At 68.2% G+C, this 14,221-nt stretch carries 12 protein-coding genes; 2 read left to right on the forward strand and 10 right to left on the reverse strand.

Annotated features, from left to right (window positions below):
• Positions 1-21: 21 nt before the first annotated feature.
• The 3 genes from JI745_RS08345 to JI745_RS08355 are packed head-to-tail and all read right to left on the reverse strand — an operon-like array spanning position 22 to position 3,229.
• Positions 22-1,323, reverse strand: a complete 1,302-nt coding sequence (locus JI745_RS08345; protein ID WP_201805381.1) for a hypothetical protein — start codon at positions 1,321-1,323, stop codon at positions 22-24.
• The gene (locus JI745_RS08350) at positions 1,320-2,090 is read right to left on the reverse strand and encodes a LytTR family DNA-binding domain-containing protein (protein WP_201805383.1); all 771 of its coding nucleotides are present in this window, start codon (positions 2,088-2,090) and stop codon (positions 1,320-1,322) included. Before JI745_RS08350 ends, JI745_RS08345 begins: the two co-directional genes overlap by 4 nt.
• Positions 2,087-3,229, reverse strand: a complete 1,143-nt coding sequence (locus JI745_RS08355) for a sensor histidine kinase (protein WP_201805385.1) — start codon at positions 3,227-3,229, stop codon at positions 2,087-2,089. The genes JI745_RS08350 and JI745_RS08355 overlap by 4 nt, the downstream gene beginning before the upstream one ends.
• Positions 3,230-3,367: 138 nt before the next feature.
• On the opposite strand from JI745_RS08355, the gene argH reads away from it, so the two are divergent.
• A complete protein-coding gene (gene argH, locus JI745_RS08360) occupies positions 3,368-4,765 on the forward strand; it encodes an argininosuccinate lyase (RefSeq protein WP_201805387.1) in 1,398 nt (465 codons plus the stop codon).
• A 45-nt stretch (positions 4,766-4,810) separates the two neighbouring features.
• Entirely contained in the window at positions 4,811-5,701 is an 891-nt protein-coding gene (locus JI745_RS08365) for an alpha/beta hydrolase (protein WP_201805389.1), read from the forward strand.
• 45 nt (positions 5,702-5,746) lie between these two features.
• On the opposite strand, the gene JI745_RS08370 is transcribed toward JI745_RS08365, so the two are convergent.
• From JI745_RS08370 to polA, 7 genes are all read right to left on the reverse strand, one after another.
• Positions 5,747-6,967 carry an ABC transporter substrate-binding protein gene (locus JI745_RS08370; RefSeq protein ID WP_201805391.1) on the reverse strand — a complete coding sequence of 407 codons (1,221 nt, stop codon included), beginning with the start codon at positions 6,965-6,967 and terminating at the stop codon, positions 5,747-5,749.
• Between the two features lie 82 nt (positions 6,968-7,049).
• A complete protein-coding gene (locus tag JI745_RS08375) occupies positions 7,050-8,033 on the reverse strand; it encodes a branched-chain amino acid ABC transporter permease (protein WP_201805392.1) in 984 nt (327 codons plus the stop codon).
• A gap of 12 nt (positions 8,034-8,045) precedes the next feature.
• Positions 8,046-8,915 (reverse strand): branched-chain amino acid ABC transporter permease, encoded by an 870-nt coding sequence (locus JI745_RS08380; RefSeq protein ID WP_201805393.1) that lies wholly within the window; start codon positions 8,913-8,915, stop codon positions 8,046-8,048.
• Between the two features lie 6 nt (positions 8,916-8,921).
• Positions 8,922-9,638, reverse strand: coding sequence for an ABC transporter ATP-binding protein (locus JI745_RS08385; protein ID WP_201805394.1), 717 nt, complete (start codon positions 9,636-9,638; stop codon positions 8,922-8,924).
• 79 nt (positions 9,639-9,717) lie between these two features.
• Positions 9,718-10,440 carry an ABC transporter ATP-binding protein gene (locus JI745_RS08390; protein ID WP_310738747.1) on the reverse strand — a complete coding sequence of 241 codons (723 nt, stop codon included), beginning with the start codon at positions 10,438-10,440 and terminating at the stop codon, positions 9,718-9,720.
• Between the two features lie 320 nt (positions 10,441-10,760).
• Positions 10,761-11,306, reverse strand: coding sequence for a DUF3304 domain-containing protein (locus JI745_RS08395; protein WP_201805395.1), 546 nt, complete (start codon positions 11,304-11,306; stop codon positions 10,761-10,763).
• A gap of 105 nt (positions 11,307-11,411) precedes the next feature.
• The gene (gene polA / locus JI745_RS08400; RefSeq protein ID WP_201805396.1) at positions 11,412-14,183 is read right to left on the reverse strand and encodes a DNA polymerase I; all 2,772 of its coding nucleotides are present in this window, start codon (positions 14,181-14,183) and stop codon (positions 11,412-11,414) included.
• Between the last annotated feature and the right edge of the window lie 38 nt (positions 14,184-14,221).

Here is a 14,221-nt window from a genome sequence, read left to right on the forward strand (position 1 = left end):
GGCACGTTCCTTGAGTGCCCGCTACTGCGCGGAGGCTGAGGCGGCACTCGCCGCAGAGGCCACCCGCGTGGCCTTGGCTTCGCGGTAGCGCTGGGCCAGCACGGCTACGCTCTCCTGCGACTGCCTGAGCGCGCTGCGCATCGTGGCCAGCTCGCCCTGGCGCGCGGTCTGCAAGACGCGCGACAGGGTCTGGGCCAGCGCGTTGCAGCTCCAGGCATCGGCCTGGCCTGCGACGGCCAGCTGCGCGAGCGCATCACGCTCTTCGCCGGCGGCCGCCACACGCTCGGCCGGCCAGCCTGCACGTTCACCGATGCTGATGCCGAGGGAGGCTTCGGCGTGCGTGCTGCCACGCCTGGTGAGCACCTCGGCCACCGCGGCACACACCTGCTGGCGGTTCGCATCGCGCACCTCGTTCACGCCGCAGTACTGGCTGGCCGCGACCAGCGGCAGCTCGGCCCGCCTGTCCAGCCCGTCAAGCTCATGGGCCAGGCCGATGCGCGACAGCATGTCGGCTTCGGGCGGGAGCTTGGCGAGCACCGTGCCTGCCAGCGCGCCCTGGCGGGCGTCTGACCTGGCGGCGTGCGACACGCGGTACATCGCCTCGGCCACGGCAGGCTCGTCGCGCCGCACCTTGGCGTCGGCGGCGACCTGCAGCCACGCCATGGCATTGCCGGGCTCCAGCCGCGCCCATTGGTCGGCCGACAGCATGCGGCACACCCCTTCGCCACGCTGCGGCTGGCACACCCGCATCGCCCAGGCATAGACCTGGGGCGTGCCCTTGAAGGCGGCCATCGAGGCCAGCTCATCGCGCGCCCGCGCGGCGCCGCCTTCCACGCCGTCAACCGCTGCGCCGCGCTTGTCGAGCGCCACCATCACCAGGCCGGCCGCCCGCAGGTTGTCGTCCTGGCTGGCGAGCAGCGACGGCAACACCTGCTCGCGCAGGCGCTGTGCCGCGCTCTGGATCGGCGCCATGTCGCGCGGGCGGCCGTGCTCGTCGGCCTTGACGCGCCCGAGGCCGCAGACCTCGGTTTCGTCGGCCGCGGTCACTCCCGGACCGGCGGGTGCCAGCAGGGCGGCTGCGCCCGACGACACACCCTGATGCAACAGCTGCGCCTCGTCCGCCCGCGCAAGCCTCTCGACCTTGGCCACGGGCGCCAGGGCTTCGACCATGGCGTGCGGCTCGGGCGCATCGGCGACGCGGCCGGCCTCCACCGCCTGCCAGACCAGGACGCCGAGCGCCACCAGCACCAGCCCTGCACCGACCCAGCGCAAGCGCCTGCCTGCCGTGCTGTCGTCGTCTTGTGCGTCGTCGTTGTTGTTCACAAGCCCCCCTCCGCAATGGCTTCCTTGACTGCCGCCACCTGCCGGCGCGACACCACCAACCACTCGTCGACCGGCGCGACCCGCACCACCCAGCCTTCGGCGGCCTCTTCTTCACCCTCGGCGGGAAGCACTCGCCGTTCCAGGGCCCGCAGCGCCTTGCGCGCCACCAGGGCGTTGCGGTGGATGCGCAGGAAGCGGTCGCCCAGGCGCTGCTCCAGGTCGGTGAGGGCGTCGTCGAGCACATGGGTGTGCGTGGCGGTGCGCAGCGTCACGTACTTCAGCTCGGCCTTGAGGTAGAGCACTTCCGAGACCGGCACCCGCACCTTGCGGCCGAGTTCGCTGACCACGATCACCGGCTCTTCGCCTGCATCGGCCGCGGGCCGTGCGGCACCCGCACGCTGCACCACGCGCTGCAGGGCCGCATGCAGGCGCTCGCGGCGCACGGGCTTGGTGAGGTAGTCGACCGCCTCGAGGTCGAAGGCCTGCAGCGCATGCTCGGCGTGCGCCGTAACGAAGACGATCGCCGGCGCCTGCGGCAGCTGCTTCACGCGCGCGGCCAACTGCGTGCCGTCGAGGCCGGGCATGTGGATGTCGAGCAGCACCAGGTCGCAGCGGTGTTCGGCCAGCCAGACCAGTGCCTGGCTTGCATTGGCCGCCTCGCCCGCCACCTGCGCCTTGGGCGACGGGCAGTCCTGCACCAGGCCGCGCAGGCGCAGGCGGGCCAGCTCTTCATCGTCGACGATCAGAACCTGGAGGGGGTCACTCATAGCGGCACCACGATCTGCACGCGGAAGAAGTCCTTGTCGAGCCGCGTCTCGAACTGCGCCGCCACGTCGTGCATGAGGCGCAGGCGCTCGCGCACATTGCGCAGCGCGATGCCATTGCCCGGCCGCGAAGGCTGCTGGGGCAGCGTGTTGACGATGGTGACCACCGCGTGCGCGCGCTTCACCCGCGTGCGGATGCGCACCACGCCGCCGTCGGGCGCCGGCTCCACGCCGTGGCGCACCGCGTTTTCGACCAGCGGCTGCAGCAGCAGGGGCGGCACGCGTGCGCTGCCGGCGTCGTCGTCGAGCTCCCAGCTCACCTGCAGGCGCTCACCGAAGCGCACCTGCTCGATCGCGAGGTAGCGCTGCGCGAGCGATACCTCCTCGGCCAGGGTGACCGACGCGCCGGTGTCGTTCAGCGCCACGCGGAAGAGCTCGGCCAGGTCTTCGAGCAGGCCTTCGGTGCGCGCCGGGTCGAGCCGGGCGAGCGTGATGGCGGTGTTGAGCGTGTTGAAGAGGAAGTGCGGGCGGATGCGCGACTGCAGCTCGATCAGGCGTGCCGCGGCATCCGCCGGCAGGCGGGCACGGGCGCGCAGGGTGAGCCAATAGAACATCGCCGCCGCCAGCAGCGCCCCGGCCAGCGCCGGAGGCACCCACGGAAGGCGGCTGCCAGCCGGGCCGAAACCGACCGCCCCCTGCAAGCCCCATCCGAAGACCCCGCTGGCCGCCCCGAGCAGCAGGGCCGCGGCCCACTGCCCGACCGCCGGCAGCCGGACCAGCATGCGCTTGAGCAGACAGGCCAGCACCAGCCACAGCAGCAAGGCCGGCAGTGCCACGCCCGCCACCGCCGCGAGGAGCGTGAGCCAGGATGCGAAATCGGTGGCGCCGAAGCTCACCGCCACCGCGAGCGTGACGTGCACGAAGAGCAACGCCCGCAGCACCACGCCCACGTGGCACACGTCGAACGCCGAGCCGGCACCGCGCGGTGCCGTCGCGGCGGTGTCGTACGGCCCGAAGCCGGTGGGGCCGAAGAGGCTGCTGCTGCTGGTGCTCGCCGGGTCTGGCGACGCCGAACCCTCGGCCCCGCTGCGGGCCGGGCGGCTCGGTGCATGCAGGGTGTCGTGAGGGTCGTGCTCGGGCATGTCGGGCGGGGTGGCCGAATAGAATCAGGCGCTCTCGAATCTCGTCGCTGCGCGGAGGCCGCGCCATCCGGCGATTGTCGCCAAGACAGCCCCCACGGCAACCGCACACACCAAGCGTTACACGCCCCGTCTCCCCCCATGTCATCGAACCAACTCGACAAGAAATCCCAAGCCTGGTCTGCGCTCTTCTCCGAGCCCATGAGCGAGCTGGTCAAGCGCTACACCGCCAGCGTCGACTTCGACAAGCGCCTGTGGAAGGCCGACATCGAAGGCAGCCTCGCCCATGCGGACATGCTGGCGGCACAAGGCGTGATCGGCGCGAAAGACCTCGCCGACATCCAGCGTGGCATGGCGCAGATCAAGGGCGAGATCGAAGCCGGCAGCTTCGAGTGGAAGCTCGACCTCGAAGACGTGCACCTCAACATCGAGGCCCGCCTCACCACGCTCGTGGGCGACGCCGGCAAGCGCCTGCACACCGGCCGCTCGCGCAACGACCAGGTGGCGACCGACGTGCGCCTGTGGCTGCGAGGCGAGATCGATGCGCTCGCGCCGCTGCTGGCCGACATGCAGAAGTCGCTGGTCGACGTGGCCGAGAAGAACGTCGACACCATCCTGCCGGGCTTCACGCACATGCAGGTCGCCCAGCCGGTGAGCTTTGCGCACCACCTGCTGGCCTATGTGGAGATGTTCAAGCGCGACGCCGAGCGCCTGGTCGACGTGCGCAAGCGTGTGAACCAGCTGCCCCTCGGTGCCGCCGCCCTGGCCGGCACCAGCTACCCGCTCGACCGCGAGCGTGTGGCGAAGACGCTGGGCTTCGAGGGCGTGTGCCAGAACAGCCTGGATGCGGTGAGCGACCGAGACTTCGCGCTCGAGTTCACCTCGTTTGCCTCGATCACGATGGTGCACATCTCGCGCCTGGCCGAAGAGATCGTGCTCTGGATGAGCCAGAACTTCGGCTTCATCGACCTCGCCGACCGCTACTGCACCGGCTCGTCGATCATGCCGCAGAAGCGCAACCCCGACGTGGCCGAGCTGGCGCGCGGCAAGAGTGGCCGCGTGGTCGGCCACCTGATGGGCCTCATCACGCTGATGAAAGGCCAGCCGCTCACCTACAACAAGGACAACCAGGAAGACAAGGAGCCCTTGTTCGACACCGTCGACACGCTGCGCGACACGCTGCGCATCATGGCCGAGATGGTGGGCGGCATCACGGTGAAGAAGGAGGCGATGGAACGTGCCGCCCTGCGCGGCTACGCCACCGCCACCGACCTCGCCGACTACCTGGTGAAGAAGGGCCTGCCCTTCCGCGACGCGCACGAAGTGGTGGCGCATGCGGTGAAGACGGCGATTGCGCAAGGCAAGGACCTCTCCGAACTGCCCCTCGCCACGCTGCAAGGCTTCAACGCCAGCATCACCGACGACGTGTTCGGCGTGCTGAGCCTTGCCGGCTCGCTCAACGCCCGCCAGGTGCTGGGCGGCACGGCGCCGGCCCAGGTGCGCGCCCAGATCGCGCGGCATCGCCAGCGCCTGGGCTGAGGGCCACCGCATCCGGCGCGGCGTTTGCTGCGTAGACCTCCGACCATGCACACACTCGCAAGCACCGGCCGACGGGCCAGCCTCTTCGTGATGAGCCTCGCGCTGGCCGGCTGCGCCTCGGGCCTCAACAAGCTCAAGCCCTCGTCCACCTTCGCCTTCACCGAAGGCGTGAGCTACGGCCCCAACCCGCGCCAGAAGGTCGACATCTACCGCCCCGCCACCCCGGCCCCGGCCGGTGGCTGGCCGGTGGTGGTCTTCTTCTACGGCGGCTCCTGGCACTGGGGCAACCGGGCCGAATACACCTTTGCCGGCGAAGCGCTGGCCTCGCGCGGCGTGCTGACGCTGATCGCCGACTACCGGCTGTACCCGGAGGTGCGCTTCCCCGATTTCCTGGACGACAGCGCCATGGCCACCGCTTATGCACTGCGCGAAGCCGCGCGGCTCGGCGGCGACCCGAAGCGGGTGTACGTGATGGGCCACAGCGCCGGCGCCTACAACGCCGCGATGGTGGCTCTCGACGAACGCTGGCTCAAGGCCCAGGGCCAGTCACCCGCCTCGCTCGCCGGCTGGATCGGCCTGGCCGGGCCGTACGAGTTCCTGCCGATCTCCAACCCGCAGGCGCAGGTCGTGTTCCATCACCCTGACTACCCGCCCGGCACGCAGCCCATCGACTACGTGCGGCGTGGCACGCCACGCGCCTTCCTCGGCGCGGCACACAACGACCACCTGGTCAACCCGGTGCGCAACACCGAGCAGATGGCCGAGCGCATGAAGGCCGCCGGCATCCCGGTGCAGCTCAAGCTCTACGACGGCGTGGACCACGTGACGCTGGTCGCGTCGATGGCGTGGTCGCTGCGCTGGATGTCGAGCGTGCTCGACGACGTGAGCGCGTTCATGCGGCAGGAGCCCCAGGCGCCATCGACCGCCTCCAGATGACAAGAGCCGCCCACGGGCGGCTGTTTCACGTCGACGACCCAACGATCAGTCGTTCGCGCCGATCAGTTCGCCGAACAGCTCCCACTGGGTGCCGTTGAACTTGGCCAGCTGGCCCTGTTCCATCAGGTTGTAGTCGGTCGGCGAGGTGTTGATCGTCATGCCCGGCAGCAGCAGCGGCAGCCGAAAGTTCTTCAGGTTGGCGGCCTGCTTCATCACGTTCTCGCGGGTGAGGTCGTTGCCGCACTGCTTGAGCACCTGAACCAGGGTCTGCGCAGTCAGGTACGCATAGAGGTTGCTGGCGTCCTTGGGGTCGCCCTCCTTGTAGTAGCGGCCCATGAAGGCGCGCCACTCCAGCATGGCCGGGTCGTCCTTCCACTGCGGGTCGTTCTGGTCCTTGTAGTACTGCAGCGTGATGAGGTCCTTCGACTTGTCGAGCCCCGCCGGTGTGAGCACCGAGCCGATCGAGGCACCCACGTTGTTGAGGATGTGCAGCGGCTTCCAGCCCGAATCGAAGGCCTTGCGGATGGCCTGGGCCGCGAACTTCGGCGTGGTGATGTTGATGAAGGTGTCGGCGCCCGAGGCCTGCAACGTGAGGATCTGCGAATCGACCGTCGGGTCGGAGACCTCGTAGGTGGCCTCCTTCACCACCATGGTCGCGGCCTTGGCACCCAGGCCGTCCTTCACACCCTTCAGCACGTCTTTGCCGAAGTCGTCGTTCTGGTAGAGGATCGCGATCTTGGCGTTGGGCTTGTTCTTCAGCAGCCACTTCGCGTAGATCATGCCCTCCGACTGGTAGCTGATGTTCCAGCCGATGGTCCAGGGGTGGTTCTTCGGGTCGGCCCATTTGGTGGCGCCCGTGGCGAGGAAGAGGTGCGGCACCTTCTTCGCGTTCATGTACTTGTGGATGGCGCTGTTCGGCGCCGTGCCGAGCGTGTTGAAGGTGGCGAGCACCTCGTCCTGCTCGACCAGCTTTCGGATCTGCTCCACGGTCTTGGGCGGGCTGTAGCCGTCGTCCAGGCTGATCAGGTTGATCTTGCGGCCGTTGATGCCACCCTGCTCGTTGATCATCCTGAAGTAGGCCTGGTGCAGCTTGCCGATCGTGCCGTAGGCCGATGCGGGCCCGCTGTAGGGCTGCGACTGGCCGATCTTGATCTCGGTGTCGCTGGCGCCGGGGCCGTACTTGCCCGCGGCCATCACGCCCACGCTGAAAACCAGCGACGCGGACGCCGCCACCCACTGCGCAAGGTTCAAGGTTCTCGATGTCATGTCGCTTCCTTTCGAACGTTCAACGAACACACATGGCGCGACCCGGGGCGCTTCCCATCAACGCGCGGGCCTGGAAGAGGGTCTACTGAGTAACCCGCCCTCGTAGAAACCGAGCCCTCAGGATCCGGATCAGGCCGGCCACGCCTGTGGGCATCACGTACATGAAGACGATGAGGAACACGCCGTAGATGGCCCAGGGCGCAGACTTGCTGATCTCGTCGGCCACGTTCGGGATGAACTGGATGAAGAGCGCGCCGAAGATCGCGCCGGGGATCGACGCCAGTCCGCCGATCACCACGCCGATGAAGAGGCTGAATGACAGGAAGGGGCCGAAGGAATCAGGCGCGACGAACTGCACCGCGATCGCGCCCAAGGCGCCCGCGATGCCGGTGTACATGGCCGACACGCCGAAGGTGAGCGACTTGTACATCGCAGCGTTCACCCCCATCGCCCGCGCGGCGATCGGCTGGTCGCGCAGGGCCACCATCGCGCGGCCGATGCGGCCTCGCAGCAGGTTCCACGCGACGAAGAAGAGCAGCACCGTCCAGGCGAGGATGAAGAAGTACAGCCAGCGGTCCTGCGAGAGGCCGGTCCATTCCGGCGCATCGGGCTTCATGATGACGAGGCCTTGCGAGCCGCCCGTCCACTGCTCGAAGGCCTTGTGTTTCAAGAGCTGCGGCATCGCGATGCCGAGCGCCAGCGTGGCGATGGCGAGGTACAAACCTTCGAGCCGCAGCGCCGGCAGGCCGAACAGGAAGCCCGCGATCAGGCACACCAGCCCGGCGATCGGGATGGTGGCCCAGTAGGGCATGCCGGCCTTGTCCATCAGCACCGCCGCCACGTAGGCGCCGATCGCATAGAAGGCGCCGTGGCCGAGCGAGATCTGCCCGTTGAAACCCATCAGCATGTTGAGCCCGAGGATCGCGATGGCGTAGCAGAGCGCGAGCGCGAGCTGGAACACGCGGTAGTTGGGGATGAAGAGCGGCACGACGATCGCGATGGCGAGCAGCACGCCGAGGCCGATCCACTGGTTGCGGCTGAGCGCAGGCTTCTGGGTGGTGGTCATCTTCTTATCCCCTCAGACGCGCGAAACGTGGACCTTGCCGAACAGGCCCGAAGGCTTGAGCACCAGCACCGCCACGATCAGCACCAGGGCGACGGTGTGCTTGAGCTCGGTGCCCAGGTACAGGCCGACCACGTTTTCCAGCACGCCCACGATGAAGCCGCCGATCACCGCGCCCCACGGGTTCTCGATGCCGCCGAGCAGCGCGCCAGCAAAGGCGTAGAGCAGTACGCCGCCCATCATGTTGGGCTCGAGGAAGACGACCGGCGCCACCATCATCCCGGCGATGGCACCGATGGCGGCCGCCAGGCCCCAGCCCAGCGCCAGCATCCAGCCCACGCGCACGCCGACGAGCCGGGCCGACACCGGGTTCTGCGCCGCCGAGCGCATGGCCAGGCCCAGCGGCGTGAAGCGGAAGAAGACGAAGAGCAGCGCCAGCAGCACGAGCGTGATGCCCATCGAGCCGATCTCGTGCGACGACATGTAGCGGTTGCCGAAGAACGGCTGCTCCGGGAAAGGGCTCGCGAACGGCTTGATCGTGTGGCCGAAGGTCCAGCCGGCCACGCTGTTGAAGATGACGAGCAGGCCGATGAAGACCGTGACCACCGACAGCACCGGCGCGTTTTCCACCGGGCGGATGATGATGCGCTCGATCGCGATGCCCGCGACGAAGGCGATGAGCGTGGTGAGGAAGAAGGTCACCCAGTACGGCAGGCCGGCCTGCATGAGCGCCCACGCGAGGTAGGTGGCGAACATCGCCATCTCCCCCTGCGCGAAATTGATCTCGTGGGTGGCCTGGTAGATCATGACCAGCGCGAGCGCCATGCTGGCGTAGATGCCCCCGGTGGCCAGGCCCGACAGCACTTGATGGATCAGCAGGTCCATGTTGTTCTAGTACCCGAGGTAGGAGCGGCGCACCGACTCGTCGTTGCGGATGGATTCCGAGGTGCCCGAGATCACGACCTTGCCGGTCTCGAGCAGGTAGGCGTGGTCGGCGAGCTTGAGCGCGAGCGCGGCGTTCTGCTCGACCAGCAGCATGCTGATCCTGTCGCTCTGGTTGATGGCCTTGAAGATCTCGAAGAGCTCCTGCACCACCAGCGGCGCGAGGCCGAAGGAGGGTTCGTCGAGCAGCAAGAGGCGCGGGCGCAGCATCAGCGCGCGCGACACCGCCAGCATCTGCTGCTCGCCGCCCGAGAGCGTGCCGGCCTGCTGCCGGCGGCGCTCCTTCAGGCGCGGGAAGTAGGTGTACATGCGCTCGAAGTCGAGCGCGACTTCGGCCTTGTCTTTCCGCGTGTAGGCACCGACGCGCAGGTTCTCTTCCACGCTGAAGTTGAGGAAGGTGCCGCGGCCATCGGGCACGTGGGCCACGCCGAGGCGCACGATGCTTTCGGTGGCCTTGCCATCGATGCGCTCGCCTCCGAGGGTGATCTCGCCCTGCGTCTGCACCATGCCGCACACCGCGCGCAGCGTGGTGGTCTTGCCGGCGCCGTTGGCACCGAGGATGGTGGTGATGCCGCCGGCCTTCACGTCGAAGTCGAGACCGTGCAGCACTTTCGTCTGGCCGTACTGCGCGCGCAGACCGCGCACTTGGAGCAGGATGTCGCTCATGTTGACCCCTCGCCTGTCGAGTACGCCAGTCGATCCCCCGAGGGGATGAGCCCGGCTTCGGGCGGCCGTGCGCTCGGGCTCATGCGGCCTCCGCCCCGAGGTAGGCCTTGATGACCTCGGCGTTCGCCTGCACTTCAGCCGGCGTGCCGTCGGCGATCTTGCGGCCGAAATTGAGCGCGACGACCTGGTCGGACACACGCATCACCAGGTTCATGTGGTGCTCCACCAGCAGGATGGTCAGCTTGAGTTCGTCGCGGATGCGGCGCAGCAGGTCCATCAGCGCGCCCACCTCCTCGTGGTTGAGGCCACCGGCCGGCTCGTCGAGCAGCAGCAGCTTGGGCTGGGTGACGAGCGCGCGAGCGAACTCGACGCGCTTCTGCGTGCCGAAGGGCAGGTCGGCCACCACGGTCTGGGCGAACGGGCCGAGCTCCAGCAGTGCGATCACCTGCTCCACGTGCTCGCGCAGGCGCTGCTCCTCGCGGCGCACGCTGGGCAGGCGGAAGGCATTGGAGAGGTAGCCGGTGCTCGTGCGGCTGTGGCCGCCGAGCATCACGTTCTGGTGCACGGTCATCGTGCGGAAGAGCGCAAGGTTCTGGAAGGTGCGGCCGATGCCCATCGCGGCAATGCCGTGCGAGGGCACGTCGGTCAGCGAGCGCCCTTCGAAGGCGATGCGCCCTTCGCTGAACTCGTAGAGCCGCGACAGGCAGTTGAACAGCGTCGTCTTGCCCGCGCCGTTGGGGCCGATCAGGCCGACGATCTTGCCGGCCTCGACCCGGAACGAGACCTTGTCCAAGGCCGTGATGCCACCGAAGCGAACCGTGACGTCGCTGACGTCCAGAAGCGGTGGTGTGGTGCTCGCGTCGATTCGAACTCTCCCCAATGAATCGCTGTTCCGCAAAGCAAAACAACGTTCTTCGCGTTCCGTCCTTCAGAGCGAAGGCGTGCGCAATTTAGTGTGGAGTTCTTGGCGGGGGCAGAGGGGTGTTTCCCGTAAGGGGCGGCCCAGGGAGTTGTTTTCCTAGGCCGTAGTTCCGCGACGTGGAATCGAAACGCGTGCCCGGAACACGAGTTCATCGTGCACCTGCATGACCATCGAGGTGCGCCGTTGTTGCGCAGCCGCGCTCAGTTGTCGGTCCCGCCCGTGCGGCACTCGGCCTTGTCGCCCTCGACCGGAGAGACAGTCGCCACCGAGCGCGTCAGGCGCGGATAGCCCTGCGCCGTCGTGACCTCCACCCGGTCGTCGGGCAGGAAGTGCACGGCCAACGCGTCGGGCTGCTCCACGGCATGGCGCTCGATCCGCACGGTGCGGCTGCACCAGTGCTCGCGCCCGTCGACCACCCGCGCCCAGGCGACCTGCAGCTGCTCGGGCAGCGGCCCATTGCGGCGCAACGCCAGGCAGCAGACGGTGCGGCCGCTCGCCGCGCGCGGCGCCGTGACCCGCACCTTCGTGGCGCCGTCGACGCTGACCCAGAACTGGTCGATGTAGGCGTCGGTGTAGTTGAAGCCATGGATGGCGACGAGCCTTGGCGTCTCGGCCGCCGCCTCGGCCGGTACGGCCGGTGGGTGCGAGCAGCCGGCCTGCCCGATCGCGACGGCCACCACCATCACGCCCAGCCCCCGGCCCGCCAGGCGCCTGGCGGGCTGTCCTTCGAATCTCACGAGTGTCATCACACCGCTCCCTTGTCTTGTTAAAGCTCTTGGAGCGAGCGATTGTGGGCCGCGGGGCGCGGCCGGATACTGCAAGTTCTTACATGCGGGCGTGTGCCGCGGCGCTCAGTGGGCTTCGTCCCAGTTCGGGCCGACCCCCACCTCGGCGAGCAAGGGCACCTTGAGCTGAGCGACGCCGGCCATGAGGCGTGGCACTTCGGCGCGCACCCAGTCGATCTCGGCCTCGGGCACTTCGAACACCAGTTCGTCGTGCACCTGCATGACCATCAGCGTCTTCTTCTGCTGCTCGTCGAGCGCGGCCTGCACCGCGATCATCGCGAGCTTCACGAGGTCGGCCGCGGTGCCCTGCATCGGCGCGTTGATCGCCTGCCGCTCGGCGCCGGCCTTGCGCGGGCCGCTGCCGCCGTTGATCTCGGGCAGGTAGATGCGACGGCCGAAGAGCGTCTCGACATAACCTTTTTCCCTAGCGGATTCCTTGGTCTCGTCCATGTAGCGCTTCACGCCGGGGTAGCGGGTGAAGTAGCGGTCGATGTACTGCGTGGCCGCGCTGCGCTCGATGCCCAGGCTGGAGGCGAGGCCGAAGGCGCCCATGCCGTAGATGAGGCCGAAGTTGATGGTCTTCGCGTAGCGGCGCTGCTCGCTCGTCACCGCCTCGGGCTGGATGCCGAAGACTTCGCTTGCGGTGGCGCGGTGCACGTCCATGCCTTCGGCAAAGGCCTTGAGCAGGTTCTCGTCGCCGGAGATGTCGGCCATGATGCGCAGCTCGATCTGCGAGTAATCGGCGCTGACAATCACGCTGCCCGGCGGCGCGATGAAGGCCTCGCGCACACGCCGGCCTTCCGCGGTGCGGATGGGGATGTTCTGCAGGTTCGGCTCGTTGCTCGAGAGCCGCCCCGTCACCGCCACCGCCTGGGCGTAGTTGGTGTGCACACGGCCGGTCTTGGGGTTGACCATCAGCGGCAGCTTGTCGGTGTAGGTGCCCTTGAGCTTCGACAGCGAGCGGTGCTCCAGCAGCTTGGCGGGCAGGGGGTAGTCCTCGGCCAGCTTGTCGAGCACTTCTTCGTCGGTGCTGGGCGAGCCGCTGGCGGTCTTCTTGATGACCGGCAGGCCGAGCTTGCCGAAGAGGATCTCGCCGATCTGCTTGGGGCTGCCCATGTTGAAGGGCTGGCCGGCGATCTCGTGGGCCTCGCGTTCGAGCTGCAGCATGCGCTCGCCGAGCTGCTGGCTCTGCTGCGCCAGGCGTGCCGGGTCGATCAGCACGCCGTTGCGCTCGATGCGCTGCAGGATGTGCGTGACCGGCATCTCGATCTTCTCGTAGACGAAACGCAGGCCCTTGTCCGCCTCGACCTGGGGCCACAGCGTCTGGTGCACCTGCAGCGTCATCTCGCTGTCTTCGCACGAGTACTCGGCGGCGCGCTCGATGTCGACCTGGGCGAACGGGATCTGGTGCGCGCCCTTGCCGCACACGTCTTCATAGGAGAGGCCGGCGCGGCCCAGGTGGCGCTGGGCCTGGCTGTCGAGGCTGTGAGGCTTGTGGGCTTCGAGCACGTAGCTCTGCAGCATCGTGTCGTGCACGTAGCCCTGCACGGTGATGCCGGCGTTGGCAAACACGTGGCTGTCGTACTTGAGGTTCTGGCCGATCTTGGGGGCATCGGCGTTTTCCAGCCAGGGCTTCAGGCGGGCCAGCACCGTCTCGATGGGCAGCTGGTCGGGCGCGCCAGCGTAGCTGTGGCGCAGCGGGATGTAGCAGGCCTCGCCCGGGCTCACGCTCATGGAGATGCCGACGATCTGCGCCACCATCGGGTCGAGCGAGTCGGTCTCGGTGTCGATGGCCGCGAGCGGTGCCGACTCGACCTTGTCGGCCCAGAGCTCCAGGTCCTCGGGTGTGAGCACCGTCGTGTAGCTTCTGTTGATGGCCTCGCGCGCGAGCATGGGCGTCGGGTTGTCGAGCACGGCGGGCGCTGCCGCCGGGGCCGCGCCGCCGCCGAGCGCCTCTTCGAGCTCGCGCTTCCAGGTCTTGAAGCCGTAGCGCGTGTAGAACTCGAGCAGCGCCTCGCGGTTGACCGGCTTCAGCGCCAGCGATTCGAGCGCCGGCCAGCCGGGCACGTGCTCGGCGAAGTCGCAATCGGTCTTCACCGTCACGAGCTTGCGGCCCATCGGCAGCCAGTCCAGCGCCTTGCGCAGGTTTTCGCCGGCCACGCCCTTCACCTTGTCGGCCGCGGCGATCACGCCGTCGAGCGAGCCGTGCTCGGTGATCCATTTCGCAGCAGTCTTGGGGCCAACCTTCTCGACACCCGGCACGTTGTCGACCGCATCGCCCATCAGCGTCAGGTAGTCGACGATGCGCTCGGGCGGCACGCCGAACTTCTCGGTCACGCCGGCCACGTCGAGCTTCTCGTTGCTCATGGTGTTGATGAGCGTCACGTGCTCGTTGACGAGCTGGGCCAGGTCCTTGTCGCCGGTGGAGATGATCACCTTCTGCCCGGCCTTCGCCGCGATGCACGAGAGCGTGCCGATCACGTCGTCGGCCTCCACGCCCTCGACCATCATCACGGGCCAGCCGAGCAGCTTCACCACCTCGTGGATGGGCTCGATCTGTTGCACCAGCGGCTCGGGCATGGGCGAACGCTGGGCCTTGTACTCGGGATACCAGTCGTCGCGGAACGTCTTGCCCGGCGCGTCGAACACGCACACGGCGTGCGAGGGTTTCACGTCCTGCACCGCCTTCTTCATCATCGCCACCATGCCGTGGATGGCCCCGGTGGGCACGCCGTTCGGCCCGCGCAGGTCGGGCAGCGCGTGGTAGGCACGGTAGAGGTAGCTGGAGCCATCGACCAGCAGCAGCGGGCCGTCGTTCAGGAGGGGGGCGTCGTTCATGGCGCGGATTGTCGGGGAAGCGCTTCGCCCTGCCGGAC

Source organism: Piscinibacter sp. HJYY11, from assembly GCF_016735515.1.
Classification (GTDB): Bacteria; Pseudomonadota; Gammaproteobacteria; order Burkholderiales; family Burkholderiaceae_C; genus Rhizobacter.

What these genes read in the sequence shown, in the direction of transcription:
- JI745_RS08350 (WP_201805383.1), bottom strand. Translation starts at nt 2,090, where the DNA reads ATGAGTGACCCCCTCCAGGTTCTGATCGTCGACGATGAAGAGCTGGCC.
- JI745_RS08355 (WP_201805385.1), bottom strand. Translation starts at nt 3,229, where the DNA reads ATGCCCGAGCACGACCCTCACGACACCCTGCATGCACCGAGCCGCCCG.
- argH (WP_201805387.1), top strand. Translation starts at nt 3,368, where the DNA reads ATGTCATCGAACCAACTCGACAAGAAATCCCAAGCCTGGTCTGCGCTC.
- JI745_RS08365 (WP_201805389.1), top strand. Translation starts at nt 4,811, where the DNA reads ATGCACACACTCGCAAGCACCGGCCGACGGGCCAGCCTCTTCGTGATG.
- JI745_RS08370 (WP_201805391.1), bottom strand. Translation starts at nt 6,967, where the DNA reads ATGACATCGAGAACCTTGAACCTTGCGCAGTGGGTGGCGGCGTCCGCG.
- JI745_RS08375 (WP_201805392.1), bottom strand. Translation starts at nt 8,033, where the DNA reads ATGACCACCACCCAGAAGCCTGCGCTCAGCCGCAACCAGTGGATCGGC.
- JI745_RS08380 (WP_201805393.1), bottom strand. Translation starts at nt 8,915, where the DNA reads ATGGACCTGCTGATCCATCAAGTGCTGTCGGGCCTGGCCACCGGGGGC.
- JI745_RS08385 (WP_201805394.1), bottom strand. Translation starts at nt 9,638, where the DNA reads ATGAGCGACATCCTGCTCCAAGTGCGCGGTCTGCGCGCGCAGTACGGC.
- JI745_RS08395 (WP_201805395.1), bottom strand. Translation starts at nt 11,306, where the DNA reads ATGACACTCGTGAGATTCGAAGGACAGCCCGCCAGGCGCCTGGCGGGC.
- polA (WP_201805396.1), bottom strand. Translation starts at nt 14,183, where the DNA reads ATGAACGACGCCCCCCTCCTGAACGACGGCCCGCTGCTGCTGGTCGAT.